The following is a 19,321-nucleotide window of genomic DNA, read 5'->3' as shown; positions in this document are numbered from 1 at the left end:
AAGCTCACTTCCGTCATTTCAGCCGTCGCTTCACTTCTACCTTCAAACGCCCTTCGCCCAGCCGTGCGGTCAATACCTGGCCGGGCTGGGTGTCGGCCGCTCGCCGTATCACCTGGCCCTGCTCGTCCTGCACAATGGCGTAGCCTCTCCCCAGTACCGCCAGCGGGCTCACTGCCTGCAGCTGGCGCGCCAGGCCGGCCAGGCGGTCGTGCTGGCGCGACATCTCGCGCTGCATGGCTTGTTCGAGCCGAGCGCTGGCCCGGCTCAGGCGCTGGTCGGCACGGCTCAATTCGCGCTGCGGGTGGCAGGCGGTAAAGCGCCGTTGCAGGTGAACCAGCTGGCGGCGCTCGGCAGCCAGCCGCATGGACAGGGCGCGCTGCAGGCGCGCATCCAACTCGTTCAGGGTGCGCCGGTTGCCGGCCAAAACCTCTCCGGGGTGGCGCAACCGGGCCCGCAGGTGGTCGAGGCGCTGGCCTTCCCGCTCTAGCCGGGCCTGGGTGCTGCGCATGAGTTGGCGTTCCAGCCCGACCAGGCGACGCTCCAGCTCGCGCCTGTCGGGCACCAGCATCTCCGCCGCCGCCGACGGGGTAGGCGCGCGTACGTCGGCAGCCAGATCCGACAGCGTGATGTCCACCTCGTGGCCCACCGCCGACATGACCGGCAGCCGCGAATGGAAGATCGCCCGCGCCAGATGCTCGTCGTTGAACGCCCACAGATCCTCCAGGCTGCCCCCGCCGCGGGTAAGCAGCACCACGTCCTGGCTCGGGTCGAGCGCCTGCTGGCGGTTGAGCAGCCCCAGGGCGGCGATCAGCGCCGGTGCCGCCTCACGCCCCTGCACCGGCACCCCGATCAGCGTGACCCTGGCCTGCGGCCAGCGCGCCTTGAGAACCGCCAGCACGTCGCGAATGGCCGCGCCGCTGGGTGAGGTCAGCACCAGCAGGTGTCGGGGCGGGCAGGGCAGGGGGCGGGCATTGGCGAAGACGCCTTCGGCGGAAAGGCGCTGCTTGAGCCGTTCCAGCGCCAGCAGCAGTTCGCCCTCTCCGGCCAGCTGAACGGCGTCGGCGATCAGCTGATAGTCGCCGCGAGGCTCGAACAGCGATACCCGTCCGCGTACCCGCACGCGGTCGCCGTCGCGCATGGGGGCTGCCACGAAGCGGGCGCGGTTGCGAAACAGCGCACAGCGCAGCTGCGCCGAGGCATCCTTGAGGGTGAAATAGAGATGCCCCGATGCCGGCCGCGACACGCCGGAAAGCTCCCCTTCCACCCACACCTCGCCGATACCCTGTTCGAGCAGGGCGCGGGCGCGTCGGTTCACTTCGCTGACGGAAAGGGCGCTATCGTTGGCTTGGGGCATGAGCCGGAATTCCTGAGCCATTGGGTAAGGCACCAAGGCTAGCATGACAAATGCCGGAGCTGGGCATGCGCCTGGCAACCGGCATAGAAAACGCCGGGCATGGAGCCCGGCGCAATTCACGTCATGGGAGGGATAGTTCTCTTCCGACGTTTATCAATCGAAATCGTCGACGATGTCCTCATCGGTGTATTCAGCGTCATTGTCGGCGTTGTCGCGGGTAGTGCGCTCGCGGTCGGCGCCGTCGGTAGCACCCACGGTGTCGCCATCGGCTTCGCCGTCACGGAAGGCGGTGTCGCCATCGTCGCCTACCTGACCGGTACCGGTGGTGCCGGTGGTCTGCCAGACGCCTTCCTGATCGCCACGCTCCTGGGCACGACGGTCACGCTCGTCGTTGAACCACTGCTCGTCGTACTCGGGGAAGTTCTGCAGCTCATCTTCTGTGGCGTCGACCAGAATCCGGTGAGTCACACCGTCCTGACCGAAGATGCCGTCGTCATCGCGCTCGGTTTCCATCGAGAAATGCTCGATGCCGACCACTACGTCGTCACCACCCATGCCCCACAGGCCACCGGCGTTCACGATCAGCGCGCTGACCTTACCTTCGTCATCCAGCAGGATGTTCTCGACGGTGCCGACTTCCTCGTCGGTGTCGCCGGCGTGATAGACGTCAGCACCAATGATGTCGTTGGCAGAATAGAGCCCCTGTGCTGACCGCGTTTCGTCTGCAATCGCCTGAGTACCGAAGGCGAGGCTACCGGCAATGGCCGCTACGGCGATAGTCAGTGTGCGCTTCTGCATTTTAACTCTCCTTGACCTGTCCTTAGACCTTGGATTTGCTTTACTTCCACTGGGCGTGCTCGGAGCGGGGCTCAGAGCTTGTTGGCCCAGTCATCGACCTGGCGTTCCGCTTCCTCGCGCTCCAGGCCATAACGCTTTTGAATCTTACCTACCAGCTCATCCTTTCTTCCGCCGACCTGATCCAGCTCATCGTCGGTAAGCTCACCCCAGCTGGTGCGGGCCTTGCCTTTCATCTCTTTCCATTTACCTTCGATCTGATCCCAGTTCATCTCTGTCACTCCTATCCGTGAGTGGACCCGTCGTGCACTTCTTAAGTTAGTTCACGCTGTTGCCGTTGTAAGTCAAAGTATGTTTCGGAATGTTTCCCAAGGTGACTGGCGCCCGGTCGCCGATGGGGGAGATCGCATTGCCCGTGCCTTCCGCCGGGCGTTATAATGGTCGATTAACTTTTCCCTCCCCCCACCAGCACTGGGTGTTGCCGACTATGCTACGTATGGCCCAAGAAGCTCTTACGTTCGATGATGTATTACTCGTACCCGGCTACTCGGAAGTCCTGCCCAAGGACGTCAGCCTACGCACGCGTCTGACCCGTGACCTCTACCTCAATATCCCCCTCGTTTCCGCCGCCATGGATACCGTGACCGAAGCCCGCCTGGCCATCGCCATGGCTCAGGAAGGCGGCATCGGCATCATCCACAAGAACATGAGCATCACCGCCCAGGCGGCCGAGGTGCGCAAGGTCAAGAAGCACGAGAGCGTGATCGTCAAGGACCCGGTAACCGTCGGGCCCAAGGCCAAGCTCGAAGACCTGCTCTCCATGGCTCAGGAGTACGGCTTCTCCGGCTTCCCGGTGGTAGAGGGCGAGACCCTGGTGGGGATCGTGACCGAGCGCGACATGCGCTTCCAGCCAAACCACGGCGACAGCGTTTCCGACATCATGACCCCCCGCGAGCGGCTGGTGACGGTGGCCGAAGGCACCGGGCTCGACGTGATCAAGGCCAAGATGCAGGAGCACCGGGTCGAGAAGATGCTGGTGGTGGACAACCAGTTCCACCTGCGTGGCCTGGTCACCTTCCAGGACATCGAGAAGGCGCGCACCTTCCCCAGCGCTGCCAAGGATGCCGACGGCCGCCTGCTGGTGGGCGCTGCCGTGGGCACCGGCCCGGAAACCCCTGACCGCGTCGCGGCGCTGGCCGAAGCCGGCGTCGACGTGATCATCGTCGACACCGCTCATGGCCACTCCAAGGGCGTGATCGACCGCGTGGCCTGGGTAAAAGAACACTTCCCGCAGATCCAGGTGGTGGGCGGCAACATCGCCACCGCCGCTGCCGCCCGGGCGCTTGCCGAAGCCGGCGCCGACGGAGTGAAGGTGGGCATCGGCCCCGGCTCCATCTGTACCACCCGCGTGGTGGCAGGGGTGGGCGTGCCACAGATCACCGCCGTTTCCAACGTTGCCGATGCGCTCAAGGAGTACGACATCCCGCTGATCGCCGATGGCGGCGTGCGCTATTCCGGCGACCTGGCCAAGGCCATTGCCGCCGGCGCCAGTGCAGTGATGGTGGGCGGCCTGCTGGCCGGTACCGAAGAAGCGCCGGGCGAGGTCGAGCTGTTCCAGGGCCGTACCTACAAGGCCTACCGCGGCATGGGTTCCATGGGTGCCATGGCCCAGAGCCAGGGCAGCGCCGACCGCTACTTCCAGGACAAGGACGCCGGCGCCGAGAAGCTTGTGCCGGAAGGCATCGAAGGCCGCGTGCCCTATAAAGGTGTGATGAGTGCCATCGTGCACCAGCTGATGGGCGGCCTGCGTGCCTCCATGGGCTACACCGGCTGCAGCAACATCCAGGAGATGCGCACCAAGCCGGAGTTCGTGCAGATCACCGGTGCCGGCTTTGCCGAATCGCATGTTCACGATGTGCAGATTACGAAAGAGGCGCCTAACTATAGAGCAGGGTAAGCCACTGCTCTGATCGTCTACGCGGCGGGGCTTTCCCGCCGCTCGTTTTTGCCACGCCTTGTCCCGCCGCCATACGTTGCCAGTAGAGACGCCCAGATGACCGACATTCACGCCCACAAGATCCTCATCCTCGACTTCGGCTCCCAGTACACCCAGCTGATCGCGCGCCGCGTGCGCGAGATCGGTGTGTACTCCGAAGTGCGCGCCTTCGACATCACCGAGGAAGAGATCCGCGAGTACGCGCCCAACGGCATCATTCTTTCCGGCGGCCCGGAATCCACCGTCGCCTCCGGCTCGCCCCGTGCGCCTGAGTGCGTGTTCGAGATGGGCTTGCCGGTACTGGGCATCTGCTACGGCATGCAGACCATGGCTGCACAGCTCGGCGGCGCCGTGGAAGGCTCCGACAAGCAGGAGTTCGGCTACGCCCAGGTCAAGATCGACAGCGACGACGAGCTGTTCCGCGACATCAAGGACCACGTGGACCACGACGGCAAGGCACTGCTCGACGTGTGGATGAGCCACGGCGATAAGGTGGCCCGCGCCCCGGAAGCCTTTACCGTCACCGCATCCACCCCCAGCTGCCCCATCGCCGCCATGAGCTGGCCGGAGAAGCGCTTCTACGCCGTGCAGTTTCACCCCGAGGTGACTCACACCCTGCAAGGCCAGCGTATTCTCGAGCACTTCGTGGTGGGCGTGTGCGGCTCCGAAAAGCTGTGGACCCCGGCACGCATCATCGAAGACCAGATCGCCCGCGTGCGCGACCAGGTGGGCGACCGCCACGTGCTGCTCGGCCTCTCCGGCGGCGTGGATTCCTCGGTAGTCGCGGCGCTGCTGCACAAGGCCATCGGCGACCAGCTCACCTGCGTATTCGTCGACAACGGCCTGCTGCGCAAGAACGAAGGCGACCAGGTCATGGAAACCTTCGCCCGCCACATGGGCGTGAAGGTGATCCGCGTGGACGCCGAAGACCTGTTCCTCGGCAAGCTGGAAGGCGAGAACGACCCGGAAGCCAAGCGCAAGATCATCGGCAATACCTTCATCGACGTGTTCGATGAGGAAGCCAGCAAGATCGAAGGCGTCGACTTCCTGGCCCAGGGCACCATCTACCCCGACGTGATCGAATCCGCCGCCAGCAAGACCGGCAAGGCCCACGTGATCAAATCGCACCACAACGTCGGCGGCCTGCCCGAGACCATGAAGCTGCAGCTGGTCGAACCGCTGCGCGAACTGTTCAAGGACGAAGTGCGCAAGCTCGGCCTGGAACTCGGCCTGCCCTACGACATGGTGTACCGCCACCCCTTCCCGGGGCCGGGCCTGGGCGTGCGCATTCTCGGCGAAGTGAAGAAGGAGTACGCCGACATCCTGCGCGAAGCCGACGCCATCTTCATCGAGGAACTGCACAACGCCGACTGGTACCACAAGACCAGCCAAGCCTTCGCCGTGTTCCTGCCGGTCAAATCCGTCGGCGTGGTCGGCGACGGTCGCCGCTACGAATGGGTCATTGCCCTGCGCGCCGTGGAAACCATCGACTTCATGACCGCTAGATGGGCCCACCTGCCGTATGAGCTGCTGGAGAAAGTCTCCAACCGCATCATCAACGAGATCCGTGGCGTTTCCCGCGTGACCTACGACGTCAGCAGCAAGCCCCCCGCGACGATCGAGTGGGAGTGAGACGCGCCTAGGCGGAACGCCTGACACAGCTAAGCTGACCAAGATCAAGGGTCTACCAAAAGGTAGGCCCTTTTTCTTTGCAATTCGTTACAAGGTTGGGTTAACTCAGGTTAAGGTCGCCGAGACGACTGCCGATAGAACAGGTAGGTACAACGCAGACAGGGCTGTCGCAGGGAAAGGATGTTATCCCCGGGCGGTAGCGTGTTCGGCAATCTGCCAAAAGGTGAAGTGTGCACAGTGCGACAATGGAACTATCGTTTCCGTTGGAGCACACAACCGGACCGTTACACTGGCATTATGTATCACAAAAATCTCATCGTATGACTGAATTTCTAAACGCGTTCTGGCCGAATCTCACTTCCACCGTGATTGGGGTTGCGCTCGGCCTTCCCGTTGCGCTCTATCTCAATCGCCAGCTTACGAATCAGGCACGATCGCACGAGGCAGCGGAAAGTAGGAAGCTGCTTTCGGACTCAATTTTCGCCCTCATCGAATCATTTGACTACAATATTCACGTGCTCAACAGCATCAGCGATCTCTCACGTGTCGGAGAGGTCATGAGAAACCCAGATTTACGCACTACAACTTGGGATACCCTTTCCGGGATACTGGTTACGCACCTCAACGACCCAGATCTTCTACAGGTCATCTCGCATCATTGGCTTAGACTTAAACGTCTAGAAGATTTAAACAATCAGGTTTTTTCAATGCAGACCGGGCAAGTGCCTCCGCCTCAGCAGCCAGTCACACTCCAAAGCTACCTTATTGAGTTGCACAGTTCATCTTCTGACCTTGCGATTCACGCATCTGAAATTTCGGAACGTTTGCAGCAGGTACAAGGAAATTTATTAAAGCCGACTCAATTTCGCCGCGCGGTTTAACTCAGGCCTGGAAAAAATACCATCAGCGAGGGTGGGTTTTTATCACTCAAGGTTGGGTAATTTATGAATAGTACAAGCAGCATGCAGGAAACAAAGGCAAGCTTTCGTCCCAGGGCCAGAATTATGGAGCTGCTGGGTGAACAGCTAATAAAAAGCCATACCTTGGCTCTTTTTGAGCTGATCAAAAATTCCTATGATGCCGATGCAAGTAAAGTCTCGCTGCTGCTATTAAACGTCGAAGATGAGAACGGCGCTATTGAAGTTCAGGATGATGGCATTGGGATGGACTTTGCTACGGTTACCGATATTTGGATGGAGCCGGCTCATGGCCATAAAGGTGAAAGTAGAAAGAGAGGAATAAGAACAGACAAGGGGCGACTTCCGGTTGGTGAGAAGGGGGTGGGAAGATTCGCCGTCCACCGCCTGGGAACAGGAATTGAGTTGGTTACAAAAGCTAAAAACACACCTGAGGTATTTGTAAAAATAAACTGGTTAGACTTAGAAAAGCATAATTATCTTGATGAGGCAGAAATAGAAATTAAGGAAAGGGAAGCTCAGGTTTTCAAGAGGGGCGAGCAAGGTACAAGAATTACAATATCTGGGTTGAAGCAAAAATGGCGCCGAGGAGATGTTAGGAAGCTGTACCGTTCAGTACTGGGAATGACAAGCGGAAAAATCAATGACGATTCGGAAAGCGGATTTTCTGTTGACTTTATCCTTGAGCCAAAAAATAGCTGGCTTGAAGGTTTTTTTGATCCTGAAACTGCCCGCGATCAGGCAATGTTCCGGTTTGCATTCGAATTAACTGATAAGGGATTAAAATACCAATACTCCTTTCATCCGCTTGAAGCTATTAGGTCGGATTACCCTGGCCTTATAGAAGGGCGTGAGATTGATGTTGCACGACAATATACAGAGTTTTTTACCAAATCTCCACCTGGAGATGAAGGTTGGAAAAGGCGGGGGAAGAGGAACGCCAGACCAATCTTGGGAAATTCAGAAGAGAACAATGGCCTGGGTATTGGTCCACTGAAAGGGGAAATTATAGGTTTCGACCTGGATAGAGAAGTAAAAGACCGTTATCTGAAAGACGAAATGTCGGGCCTGTCTGAATTTTTACGGGATCAGGGGGGGGTCCGGATTTATCGGGACGGGCTGAGGGTTTATAACTATGGTGAACCTGGTGATGACTGGTTAGGGCTAGATCATCGTCGCATACAGAGACCAACAGGAAAGCTCAGTAATCAGCTAATGCTTGGTGAAGTACATCTTGATCTTGAAGAAAGCTTCAATTTGCAGGAAAAAACCAATAGAGAAGGGTTTATAGAGAATTCAGCATACTATGAGTTGCAGTATGCCATGATTTGTATACTCACGGAGTTTGAGGCTGAAAGGAATAAGGATAAGAAGATTCTTCGTTCTGTACTCAGTATTCCACCAGGAACATCAGGAGCAGAACCAAGAAAGCGCAAGACTACAGATGAGCTCTTGGACGATTTAAGGACCGCTGTTTACGAGAAAAAATTGGAAAGCCAAATTGGCGGACTTGTTGAAAAAGTTACCCAGTCTTATAAAGAAACAAGAGATGTGCTGTTGAGTTCGGCAGGGGCAGGGCTTGGACTTGTTACAGTTTTTCATGAATTGGAAAGAGGTGTTAGAAATCTTCATGGTGCAATATCTTCTGGGCAGGATATCGATCAACTTAAGGAGCAGTCTAAAGGGTTGGTTTCTCTTCTGCAAGGCGCCATGTATATGGTCAGTAAAGGAAGAATGGAAAAAATCCATGCCTCCCGCATAGTATCGTATGCCTGTATAACACAAGAATTACGGTTTAAGCATCATGGGATAAAATTTGTCAATGGGTTTGATAATCTGCCTGATAAGGATTTCGAGATTTCAGGTGTTAGGAGAATGCTTACTGCCACTCTTGTAAATCTGATTGATAACGCAATATACTGGGCAGGCCAAACGGAAAGCGTAGAACCAATTATTTGGGTTGGTCCAAGTCATGACTTGGAGGGTCCTTCAATTATTATGGCTGACAATGGACCAGGGTTTCTTGACAGCGCAGAAGATGTAGTACAACCGTTTTTTTCCCGGAAAACGGATGGAATGGGTATTGGGCTTTACTATAGTGATATGATAATGAAGACTCATGGTGGGAGGCTCGCCTTTCCTGAAAAATTTGCAGTTGATCTTCCAAAAGCCTGTGATGGAGCTATTGTGGCCATGGTGTTTAAGGGGGCGAAAGATGCCACATAGAAATAGGGTTATTGTTGTTGACGATAAAGCTGAGGACGGGCAGACGATTGTAAAGTGCCTATGGAAGCTGCAAATACCCAGTTTTTTTCTTCATTTTGACGAAGAATTGCTTGTGAGCTTGGATGCTGGCAAGAAATTTGAGGGTATTAGGTTTGTTTTTCAGGATATTGCTTTAGTATCGCCAGATTTTCCTGGCAAGGATGACTATGCAGCTGCTGCAACCGGTATAAATAGAATACTAGATGAGGAAAATGGGCCATGGCTTTTGATTGCTTGGTCTACTTGGGGGGATGATCCCGATAATGGGGATAAGTATGCAAAAGAATTGTTTGATTACCTTGTGCTTCATCTTCCCTTGGGAAAACGTCCATATCATTATGTGGTGATAGATAAGCGCCCGTATTCTACTGATGGTGAGCACGCTGTTGTAAAATCTGAGCTAGGCATCGCTGAAAAAGATCGGTTAATTTCCAGTGTTGAACGTTCAATTGAATCAGTCAAGGCATTGGAGGCACTGGGGCATTGGGAGGCAAACGTCAGAAGTAGTGCTTCGAAGGTTCTTCATAACTTATGGAATATGATTGAGATCGGAACCCTTGATGAAACTGATAAAGCACTCGGGGGGTTGCTGTTTCAGCTTGCAATTGCTCAAGAAGGGGTGCGTCTTAAAAAGACTGACGACCTAGCTGCACCGCTTTACCAGATTCTGTCGAATTTGCTTTATGACAGGTTGAGCCATATAAACGCTGGTGTGATTAACATCTCAGAAGATGTGAGGCAGGATGTAAGAGTGGGTCTTATAAATACAATGTTACATTGGGAGGAGGGTCGTGTCGACTCAAAGTACTCTCCAGGATGTATATACAAGTGGCCATCAGATGAGGTGGTCAATCTCGGCGGTCTTTGCATATCACCGGCCAATATAAAAGAATTTATTATAGATGCGTTTGTTTCAGAAGATCAAAATAAGAGGCGTGAAGCTAACAGTGATGTTAACTTAACTAGCCATGTTGATTTGGTCTTGCTCGATATAACGCCAGCCTGTGATCATGCTAACGATAAGGCCTTTTGGAGGCGTTTCTTGGTTGGCATCAGGGTTGATAGTGAAGGGAAGAAATTTTTTTATACAGGCGGGAAAAAAGGAAAGCTCTCTGGGGATTGGCTTAGAGAGACCCCCGAATTCCAAAATGAAAAAGAAAACTGGAGGTTTATCTTTAACTCCAAGCTGGTAATATCGCTTTCTGATAAAAAGGAGTATATAAATGAAAGAGAAGTCGATGAACAACTTCGGGTAGGTGATGGTTATGTGCCAGAAGTTACTAAGCTTATCCAAATAGGACGAATCCGTGAGCAGTTGCTTCAGGAAATTATAACTTGGTTCGGGGGCGTTGCAACCAGACCTGGCATAGTTAGCCTAAGGTAATGGACGTTTTAACCAAGGAGCAACGCTCCTACTGCATGTCGCAGATCAAAGGTAAGAACACCAAACCGGAAGTGGCTATGCGGAAAGCCCTGTGGGTGCTTGGCTACAGATACCGAATCAAGAACCGTTTGCCGGGCAAGCCAGATCTCGTTTTCGCTTCACTGAGTACTGTGGTTTTTATCGACGGTTGCTTCTGGCACAAATGTCCTGATCATTTTGTGCAGCCAAAAACCCGGGCTCAAGTTTGGTTGGAAAAAATCAATGCTAACGTTGCACGAGACCAGCGGAACAATGAGATCCTGAAATCAGCAGGGTGGGAGGTTGTCCGTATTTGGGAGCATGAAATAAAAGAGTCATTGGAAAATGCCGTCGCTCGCGTTGTTGAGGCTCTGAGAAAGCAAAGGAGCGATCTTTGATTTTAAATACTGTCGAGCCATTTGGTGATAAATGCTAGTGACCCAATGCGCGTTTTTAGAGTGCTGACGATATCTGTCCCGGAAATAATCACTACTGGGTGCTTGTCTTCCTTTAGCTCAGTATAAGCCTGAGTTGCCAAGTATGAAGTGGTGACAAGTATTCCGAACTGTCTGTGTCGCAATCGTGACAGAAGTCTTGAAAGCTCTTTTACACCAACTCCCTTTCCTCTGGGTTCGTAACATTTAGCTTCCAGTGCAAATTCAACTTCGATAGAGCTTCGGCCAGTCCCGATCCGGTATGCACCGACAGCATCCCGGCCGCCGTCACGCCACGGTCGGGTGATCTCACACGTACCAATGTCAGGCATGAACAGTCGGGCGATTTCTACCGCTACCACTTCGAATCCAAACGGATTCTCTCTGTACTTGTTGTGGACTAAAGATAGAATTTTTTGATCTTCTTCGGTTTGGGGAAGTTGCTGTTCTTTGCTGCGTGTGTCGATGCTGTGTGGTGCATACAGCGGTGAGTATTTGCGTCCAGACAGCCATTCCAGCCAGGGCTTGGGGGCATGGGCTGAGGACGCTGCATCTCCGACCTTTACGTCATTGAGCCACTCTCTTGTTATCACAGGCACATCGAGTATGGTGAAGACCGACTTGTAGTTCTGGAATCTGGCATTGTCGGGGCCTTTTGCCCTCCAAATGGCAACCAAATCATCGTCTGGCCCCAGGTTTTGGGCGCCGGGTACGGCCAGCCCCAGAAAGCGTACATCGCGATACTGTCCTGTTCCACCAAAAAGAAGAATAACGGGGAAATGGTTAAATGAGTTGGAGGAGTGGCGGGCATCGAATAGGTTTCGGAGTATCTGATTGCCTTGTCTGGGTGTATCATGAATTCCCCGGACGGTCTTATTGTCGCCATAGTATGTGAAGAGACCGCTTTCGGTATCCAGATGATCCGGCCAGTCAGGGTCGTTGAAATTGGATTTCAAGGCCAGTAGTTTTATTGTATCTATTCCGGGTCGTTTTCCCAAATGTCGGAAGCCGGCGCCGTTGTCCACTCCAATTAACTTGGGTAGGGGGTCATCTGATGCATTCCCTTTTCGTGAGCCACCGTATATGTGATCCACCAGCAGGTCCATATTGGTCAAATCCATTTAGGAGGCTAACTCCATTTCTTCACTTTCAATCATAATGATTTTTTTAAAGATCATTTCCATAACTGATGAGCATACACCATTGCCACATAGCTTGATTTTGTCTCTTCGGCTTCCGTAAGGAAGCTGATGTTGAGTGCCAGCCCCCATTGCATTAAGTAGTTCTGGTGGTTGTAGCATGCGCAAGTATGGTACATCATCCAGCCATGTCACGAGACCGAACCGGTCAAGTGTGGTCACTGTACGTAACGGGGTGTCGAGTGTCTGCCACCCGCCACCGTAGTCTGAGCCATAGTATACAATAATAAAGTCTTTCCCGCGGCCGAGGGCCTCGATAGCTCTTTCTGCACGCGCGATAGTCGCCTTGGCTCTGGTCTCAGAGTAAAGAGGACGGCTTTTGTACATGCCGGACCAGTCAATGACTGAGCGTGCGGCCTTGGGTTTTCTCTTGTGTAATGCGATTAAATCTTCCCGGGAAATTTTCGATCCCTGTCGGTCGCAAACCAGAAACATACGTTTTCTGGATTGAGCCACTCCAAAGTCTGCAGCATTTAGGAATAGATCATTTACTTTGTAGCCATACGACTCTATATTTTCCACGAGTTCATTGTGGCGTCCCCATTTTTTCATGCGATTGACATTCTCGACAATTAACCAGCGGGGTTCCATTGCCTCAATCCATGGAATGATTCCAATGGCTGTTTCCTTACTCTGCTCGCAACCCGGCTTGGCTCCACGTGCGATGGAATGAGAAGTGCACTCAGGAGAAGTCAATAGCACATCAGGCCGGTGTTTTTTGGCTAGTGCTCGCGGATCAAGCTCCTCTATAGGAGCGCATAGCACTTCTGCACAGGAAAAATTGCTCTTGTATGTGGCAGCAGCAATATTCCAGGCATCCACTGCCAAAATGGGCTTGGCCCCAGCTGTAACTGCGCCCCGGCCACCTAGCCCTCCCCCACAGAATAGGTCTGCAAAAGTGATCATCCTGTTGCTATGCTCCCCGACGACATAACCGTTGACTGTATCAGGTTTTTGAGCTTTGGTCTCATTCGACCATGCACCTGTGCTGCCACACATCACTGTCAAGCAATGGTACGCTCAAGCGAACGCCGCTCTTCTCGCAGGTCTTGACATACTGTGCCATTAATGTAATACCTAAAAGCGCAGAAATGCGGGCGGTTATACGGTGAGCTTGCTGGATTAAAAGACCATCTTTACTCGTGGTCGGCTTGCTGCTCTGTCTCATTCAGACTGGAGCTCAATGCCTTAAGCATCAAACCAAGCCCACCGACTACCTTACCGGCAGCTTGCAGCAATTGGTCAGCAGGCCTTGCTGGAACCTCTCCAGCAGCATTTGCTGATGACTTTATGGGCCTCGGCGCTGTGAGTGGCGAGGGAGCTATCAATGACCGTCAGATTCGTCGGCGAGTTCGTGCCGTTGACGTAGGATGTTGCGTGGCAACCGCTGTTTATTTCAGAACTCTCCGAATCTTCGCCTCGCCTTCCATCAATACGCTCCATGCCTTGCACCTCAGCGCTTGGTCTCCATCTTCCATCACTTCCAGGAGTTGGCGCTTCTCGGCCAGATAGACCCGGGCGAAGCCACGGTCCCGCGCGACGATGCTACCGGTGTTGTCGATCAGGTCGGCGTACTTGATGGTCTGCGCTTCTGGGGAGATCTCGGCCAGCCTGTCACGCTCCAGCGCCTTGCGGTGGGCACGGTTGCCGATTTCCGGATCGATGAATTGATCCGTCAGCTCCAGAACCAGGAAGGCGACCCGCTGGCCAAAGCACTCCTCGATGTCCATCGGCGTAACGCTGGTATCCTCGAGCACGTCATGCAGTAGGGCGGCGGCGATCATCTCCGGTGTCGCCGTCTCGACGGCTGACACCATCTCTGCGACGGCCACCGGGTGGTGCCAGTAGGGCTCGCCGCTGTACTTGCGCCGCTGCCCAACGGCTTGATGTGCGGCCCTGCTGAACAGCGCAGCCCGTTCGGCTATGTCGTCCATTCAGGTAACTCCTTAAGCTTCACCTTTTCCCTCATGATGCCAGATAACCCCCGGTCTCGGATGCCTCGCGCGCCCGGTGGGGTCGATTTGCAATAGCCCCTGCTCGGACTTACCAGTTTGCCGAGCACTTCGCTTTGGCGTATGGGTGTGGCGAGGTGGGCAGGGGAGCCGTTGGTAGGCATTGGAAACCGGTTCATCGGCCTCGGGCGAGCCGGCCTGGCGGGCTGCTAGGATGTGGTTCAGTTGAGGGGGGGCGTCTGGCTCGCTAGCCACGACATAGGCGACCTCCACCTCCGCATAGCACGCCAAGGCATCATGCGTGGCTCCTCCCAGGTGCTCATGTACCATGCAGCACAGCAGCATCACCTCTTGTGTAATCCTTCTTCATGCCGTAGCGCAGGTACTTCGATATCCTTCGGCTCGGTATCGGTGTTCAGCGTGAGAGAAAGTCGCCGAGGAGCAGGAGCCCGTAGCCGTCAGTACAGGGCGGGTGTCATGTCGGCTGGCTCACCTTAAGTAGACCTGGAGGTTCTCGGGCGTGTCATTGTCGGCACCAGGGGTGTCAGGCTTGGGTGTCGCTTACGCCGCAGATCTGTTCCCCATTCTGCCGCATGATGAGATACGCTATGGGCCACAGGTGCATCTAAGGCGTCAACGACGTGAAAGCGGCCGTTGTAGCGCTTGGGCACCACGGTGAGCAGTACTGGTGGAGGGGACGCTTGAGCTTGCCGAGGTCGCTGGCCTCCTTGCCGGTGGTGGCGCTAGTAATTACCGACTTGGCGCGCGTTGACTCTGCTCGGTTCGCTTGCGTGCACGGAGGTGGCTGGGCTGGCCTACTGGTAAAATATGTGAGACATTTAACAAAGCCGAAGCGATCCAAGGCTCAGCAAAGGCGCCGTGAAGTAATCTTAATCCTACGGGAATCGACAAGAACGATTTGTTGGGAAATATAATGATTAGGCGCTCATCAAGTGAGAGAGGGATTTGAATGCTACAACCTCTAGCTAGAGCAGAGGTGGCAGTCAATGCTACGAATGCCTTAATAAGACTCGATGACAGCCGTGGCTCATGGAATGAGCTCGACAAGTTACGCTTCGAGAAATCAATCGAAAGGTTCGATGAGAGTAACGAACTCAGCTTAGCCAAGTTAGGGTTCGAAGCTTTCCTCAAGCGCGATCTTGAAAAGTTTGATTCCGTATTGGATGAGATTATTTTTTTCGAGGAAATGGGTGCAAAATCCTTTCTCTCTTATAATTTTTCGATCCTTGCTCAAAGAGCTTTTCTTTTTGAAAAGACAAGGCTGCTAGTCAAGGATGCTCTTCAGAATCCTTTGCTTCCCAAGGAATTGCTTCCATATTTTCACAAAATATCTTGGGATACTGGAGATATTGGTCTTTCAGAGTATATTAAAGAGTATATGTCTTCATTTGGTTTTAGGATTGAAGGAGAAGCCCAGTTTTATGATCGTGCTGTCAAGAAAGTGTTGGATCGGCACGGCGCAAAGCCAGAAGAATATACTGAGCACTTAGTGATAATTTCAAAAGTTCTGGCCAAAGCAATTGATAATAAACCAGATGTTCTATGGGCGTCTGGTTTTTCGGATCATTTCCCTGATAACGAAGAGCCAGAAGATATAGTTCTTGACTATTATTTTAATTTGAGTGAAGAGTTCTTGGATGCTATGGAGGATGAGATACTGAGCATAAGATCTAACCCAACTCTGTGTAGTTTGGAAATAACAAATGCCGTAGGCATTTTGGTGAGAGATATTCCGGCGGGCATGAGGGTTGTCTGATGCACGAAATGCTCCTTGAGGTGGCAGAAAAGTTAAAAGATGAGTGCGAGGGTCAACCCTATATGAGAAGTAGCATTAATCGCGCCTATTATGCAGCTTTCCTCGCGGCTAGGGAGTACTGTGCTTCTAAAGGATGTGATTTTGGTTATGGTGCAAGCCATGAGAAAGTTATAGATGCTCTTAAACGCTTGCCTGAGTCTCGGCGAGAAGGTAACCAGTTGCATGATATTAAACGACTTAGAGGGTTCGCCGATTATGAGTGGCGAAGAGACGTAACAGCTAGGGATGTGAGTCGCGTGCTTAAAACGAGTATTGAGCTTGTTGAGTCGTTCAAAACAAAAATTTAATGGTGGTGTTGGGTTGCTTGCGCTGCCTTTTTATTGCCCATTTTATCTGTACACTTACTCTCCTTACGCCCTCAAATTCAACCTCATGCTACTTGGAGAAAAGATCGATTTTTGTCTTGGTCATACCATAGACAATGTGGGTAAGGTTTCGGTGTCAATACCAATGAGGGCCGCATTTGACAGTTTAGATTGCCTTTTTTGTTAGTATACGATCTATCAGAATGGCTTCAGTTTCGTATCAGGCTTCGCTCTCTTCAGAGTGTTCTGATAACTGCTCAGGGAAAAAACTCCTGAATCAACGCTTACCGTTCCAATTCCAGCATTTCCCCAGCACCGAGTCCTTCATCGGTTCGTCGCCATCCTGCATTCCTGCAATAGCGCACCGGCCTCGGGCGAATCGGCCAGGCGAGCCGCCAGAATATGGTTGGCGTTGGGATAGCCACCTGGCTCGCTAGCCATGACATAGGCGGCCTCCACCTCCGCATAGCACGCCAAGGCATCGTCCGTGGCTCCTTCCTGGCGCTCGTGCAAGATGCAGCGGAGCAGCATTCCCACCTTGCGTAATCCTTCTTCGTGCAGTTCATCCAGGTCGCGTTTGGCTTCCTCATACCGGCTGAGGCTGGCGAGAAGCTGTGCGCGGCTGTTGAGCAATTCGGCGTTGTCGGGATGTCGTTCCAGCCCTTCATCGTATATCGCAAGAACGTTTTCGAGCTGCTCCGTATCGCCCATGACTTCCATAAGAGCGGTGCCGGCGCGTTCCAGGTAGTGTGCCGGTGGCTCGCCGCTGGCCGGTGAGCAGGCGGGTAGGAGTAGGGAGGTAAGCAGGGCGGTCATCGAGAAGAGAAGGGTTTTATTCACTGTGGTTCTACCGCGATCTCGAAGGTGATAATTGCCGTGCGGAAAGCCAAGCTACCTGAAACGCTCAAAAAGAAGTAGCCAGATAAGCTTCGATGGGCCACTCAGGGAGTCGGGTGTTCGCGCCACCCGCCATTCGATGGCTGTCCCCATGTGCTAGCTTGAAGCGTAACGAAGCCAAGGATGGGGTTCAGCCTATGGCCGAGCCGGTGAGTTATCAGGACGCTGGAGCGTGCGTGGATCAGGTCATCGATCGCGTGGGCAAGAACATCGTGTTGGCGCTGCCGCTGGGGTTGGGTAAACCCCTGCGTTTCGTGAATGCCCTGTATAGCCGTGCCCAGCACGACCCGACGATTAAGCTGCATATCGTCACCGCTCTCTCCTTGCTGGCACCGGCGGGCGGCTCCTCCCTGGAGCGGCGTTTTCTGGGGCCTTTCGTCGAGCGCCTGTACGGCGATATCCCCGAGCTGGCCTATGCCCGGGATGCCCAGGCCAACCGCCTGCCGGACAATGTCACGGTGTCGGAATTCTTTTTCCAGGCGGGCAACCTGAAGAACAATACCGACCAGCAGCGCCGCTATATCTGCACCAACTACACCCATGCACTGCGCGATTTAATGGCCCAGGGCGTCAATGTGATCGGTCAGTTGGTAGCGCCCGATGAGCGGGGCGAGACGGTGAGCCTGAGCTGCAACCCGGACCTGACCCTGGATCTATTGCCCCGGCTGCGCGAGCAGCCCTATGCCACCGTTTGTATCGCGGAAACCAATCGGCACCTGCCGTATATGGGTAATGAGGCGGCGGTGGCGCGTACCGAGTTTGACCTGCTGTTGGAAAAACCGGCTACCGACTACCCGCTATTCAGCGCGCCCCAGACGCCCATCTCGGCGGAAGATCACCTGATCGGCTTCTATGCCAGTTGCTTGCTGAAGGATGCCGGCACGCTGCAAATCGGCATCGGTTCCCTGGGGGCGGCACTGGTGCACAGCACGCTGCTGCGCCAGCGGGACAATACTCGATGGCAAGCGATTTACCGGGACCTGCAGGTGGCCGAGCGGTTTCCGGTGGCCGAGCAGTGGGGCGACGCCCAGCCCTTCAGCCAGGGGCTTTATGGCTGCAGCGAGATGATGGTGGATGGCTTTATCTACCTGATGGAAGGCGGGGTGCTCAAGCGCCGGGTCTTTGCGGACGCCGGGTTTCAGGAAGCGATCAACCGGGGCGAGATCGACCCCGAGAGCAGCGACCACCCCAGTGCGGCCAAGGGTGTGGTGATGCACGGCGGCTTCTATCTGGGGCCACGGCGTTTCTACGACAAGCTGCACGCGCTGTCCGATGCCGAGCGCGCGCGCATCAATATGACCAGCGTCAACTACATCAATGATCTCTACGATCACCGCTTCGGAGATCAGCGGCTCAAGGTGGCCCAGCGCCAGCATGCGCGGTTTATCAACTCTGCCATGCTGTGCACGCTCGATGGGGCGGTGGTCTCCGATGGCCTGGAAGATGGCCGGGTGATCAGTGGCGTGGGCGGGCAGTACAATTTTGTCGCCATGGCCCACGAGCTGAGCGGGGCGCGCTCGATCATTACCTTGCGCAGTACCCGCGAGAGCGGCGGCGAAACCCGCTCCAACATTCTGTTCAGCTACGGCCACTGCACCATACCCCGCCATCTGCGCGATATCGTGGTGACCGAATACGGTATTGCCGATTTGCGCGGCCGGACTGATGAGGAGGTGTGCCTGGCGTTGATCGCCATTGCCGATGCGCGTTTTCAGTCCGAGCTGCTGGCGAAGGCCAAGGACGCCGGTAAAGTGGCCGCCAACTTCGAGATTCCCGCGCACTGGCGGGACAATACCCCGCAGCGATTGGCGCAGCAGTTTGAGCGGATGGGGAGCGAGCAGGCCTTCCCCCGTTTTCCGTTCGGCACCGACTTCACCGACGACGAGCTGGCTCTGGGCAAGGCTCTCAAACAGCTCAAGGCGCGCACTGCCACACGTCGCGGCAAGTTGAAGGCCCTGCTCGGTGCACTGAGCGCGGGCCGGGCCAACGACGCTGAACGGTCGTTGCTGGCCCGGCTCGAGCTGGATAGGCCCACCGGCTGGAGCGAGCACCTGGAGCGGCGGCTGGTGCTGCAGGCGCTGCGATCGGGCTAGTGGGTCAAGCGAGGTAGCGTTTCATCGGCTCTGATAAGCCATTAAGGTAAGAGCATCTGAATAAGCTCTTCCCGTTCCATTACTAGTATCTCTTCTACCATTGAGTTCTTCATCGGATCGTCGCTCGCCTGCCACTGCTCTAGCTGGTGGGCAGCCGCGGGCGATTCGGCCAGGCGAGCCGCCAGGACGTGGTTAGCGTCCGGGTGGTCACTGATTTCGCTGGCGTAATCACTCTCCACTTCT

General features: G+C 54.9%; 17 protein-coding genes. 9 read left to right on the top strand and 8 right to left on the bottom strand.

The features are described from left to right. Positions 1-13: 13 nt before the first annotated feature. The 3 genes from xseA to AC2VNO_RS06930 all read right to left on the bottom strand — a co-directional run bounded on the left by xseA (position 14) and on the right by AC2VNO_RS06930 (position 2,421). A complete protein-coding gene (gene xseA / locus AC2VNO_RS06940) occupies positions 14-1,354 on the bottom strand; it encodes an exodeoxyribonuclease VII large subunit (protein ID WP_486933455.1) in 1,341 nt (446 codons plus the stop codon). A gap of 153 nt (positions 1,355-1,507) precedes the next feature. After that, positions 1,508-2,152, bottom strand: a complete 645-nt coding sequence (locus tag AC2VNO_RS06935; protein ID WP_486933454.1) for a PRC-barrel domain-containing protein — start codon at positions 2,150-2,152, stop codon at positions 1,508-1,510. 71 nt (positions 2,153-2,223) lie between these two features. After that, positions 2,224-2,421, bottom strand: coding sequence for a CsbD family protein (locus AC2VNO_RS06930; RefSeq protein WP_486933453.1), 198 nt, complete (start codon positions 2,419-2,421; stop codon positions 2,224-2,226). A gap of 215 nt (positions 2,422-2,636) precedes the next feature. Here AC2VNO_RS06930 and guaB point away from each other — a divergent pair, with 215 nt between their 5' ends. The 6 genes from guaB to AC2VNO_RS06900 all read left to right on the top strand — a co-directional run bounded on the left by guaB (position 2,637) and on the right by AC2VNO_RS06900 (position 10,759). Further along, positions 2,637-4,106, top strand: a complete 1,470-nt coding sequence (guaB, locus tag AC2VNO_RS06925) for an IMP dehydrogenase (RefSeq protein ID WP_486933452.1) — start codon at positions 2,637-2,639, stop codon at positions 4,104-4,106. 96 nt (positions 4,107-4,202) lie between these two features. After that, positions 4,203-5,777 carry a glutamine-hydrolyzing GMP synthase gene (gene guaA, locus AC2VNO_RS06920; protein WP_486933451.1) on the top strand — a complete coding sequence of 525 codons (1,575 nt, stop codon included), beginning with the start codon at positions 4,203-4,205 and terminating at the stop codon, positions 5,775-5,777. Between the two features lie 320 nt (positions 5,778-6,097). Then, positions 6,098-6,658 carry a hypothetical protein gene (locus AC2VNO_RS06915; protein ID WP_486933450.1) on the top strand — a complete coding sequence of 187 codons (561 nt, stop codon included), beginning with the start codon at positions 6,098-6,100 and terminating at the stop codon, positions 6,656-6,658. A gap of 123 nt (positions 6,659-6,781) precedes the next feature. Then, positions 6,782-8,920: an ATP-binding protein gene (locus AC2VNO_RS06910; RefSeq protein ID WP_486933449.1), complete on the top strand. Its 2,139-nt coding sequence runs from the start codon at positions 6,782-6,784 to the stop codon at positions 8,918-8,920. Then, positions 8,910-10,343, top strand: coding sequence for a hypothetical protein (locus AC2VNO_RS06905; protein ID WP_486933448.1), 1,434 nt, complete (start codon positions 8,910-8,912; stop codon positions 10,341-10,343). Before AC2VNO_RS06910 ends, AC2VNO_RS06905 begins: the two co-directional genes overlap by 11 nt. Continuing rightward, positions 10,343-10,759: a very short patch repair endonuclease gene (locus AC2VNO_RS06900; protein ID WP_486933447.1), complete on the top strand. Its 417-nt coding sequence runs from the start codon at positions 10,343-10,345 to the stop codon at positions 10,757-10,759. Before AC2VNO_RS06905 ends, AC2VNO_RS06900 begins: the two co-directional genes overlap by 1 nt. A 2-nt stretch (positions 10,760-10,761) precedes the next feature. Here AC2VNO_RS06900 and AC2VNO_RS06895 read toward each other — a convergent pair whose 3' ends face one another. From AC2VNO_RS06895 to AC2VNO_RS06885, 3 genes are all read right to left on the bottom strand, one after another. After that, positions 10,762-11,916: a restriction endonuclease gene (locus AC2VNO_RS06895; protein ID WP_486933446.1), complete on the bottom strand. Its 1,155-nt coding sequence runs from the start codon at positions 11,914-11,916 to the stop codon at positions 10,762-10,764. Then, positions 11,917-12,900: a DNA cytosine methyltransferase gene (locus AC2VNO_RS06890; protein ID WP_486933445.1), complete on the bottom strand. Its 984-nt coding sequence runs from the start codon at positions 12,898-12,900 to the stop codon at positions 11,917-11,919. It abuts the gene before it with no gap. A gap of 485 nt (positions 12,901-13,385) precedes the next feature. Next, entirely contained in the window at positions 13,386-13,928 is a 543-nt protein-coding gene (locus AC2VNO_RS06885) for an HD domain-containing protein (RefSeq protein ID WP_486933444.1), read from the bottom strand. A gap of 988 nt (positions 13,929-14,916) precedes the next feature. Between AC2VNO_RS06885 and AC2VNO_RS06880 the strand changes: the two genes are divergently transcribed. Next, positions 14,917-15,723 (top strand): hypothetical protein, encoded by an 807-nt coding sequence (locus AC2VNO_RS06880; protein WP_486933443.1) that lies wholly within the window; start codon positions 14,917-14,919, stop codon positions 15,721-15,723. Then, entirely contained in the window at positions 15,723-16,070 is a 348-nt protein-coding gene (locus AC2VNO_RS06875; protein ID WP_486933442.1) for a HEPN domain-containing protein, read from the top strand. Before AC2VNO_RS06880 ends, AC2VNO_RS06875 begins: the two co-directional genes overlap by 1 nt. Before the next feature lie 342 nt (positions 16,071-16,412). On the opposite strand, the gene AC2VNO_RS06870 is transcribed toward AC2VNO_RS06875, so the two are convergent. Continuing rightward, positions 16,413-16,928, bottom strand: a complete 516-nt coding sequence (locus AC2VNO_RS06870; RefSeq protein WP_486933441.1) for a tetratricopeptide repeat protein — start codon at positions 16,926-16,928, stop codon at positions 16,413-16,415. A gap of 233 nt (positions 16,929-17,161) precedes the next feature. Here AC2VNO_RS06870 and AC2VNO_RS06865 point away from each other — a divergent pair, with 233 nt between their 5' ends. Beyond that, positions 17,162-19,078 (top strand): acetyl-CoA hydrolase/transferase C-terminal domain-containing protein, encoded by a 1,917-nt coding sequence (locus AC2VNO_RS06865; RefSeq protein ID WP_486933440.1) that lies wholly within the window; start codon positions 17,162-17,164, stop codon positions 19,076-19,078. Between the two features lie 41 nt (positions 19,079-19,119). Here the strand turns inward: AC2VNO_RS06865 and AC2VNO_RS06860 are convergent. Further along, on the bottom strand, positions 19,120-19,321 hold a 202-nt coding region (locus AC2VNO_RS06860; protein WP_486933439.1), incomplete at its 5' end, for a hypothetical protein.

The organism is Halomonas sp. TH-94 (genome assembly GCF_057473365.1).
This window is presented reverse-complemented; position numbering and strand designations above follow the sequence as displayed.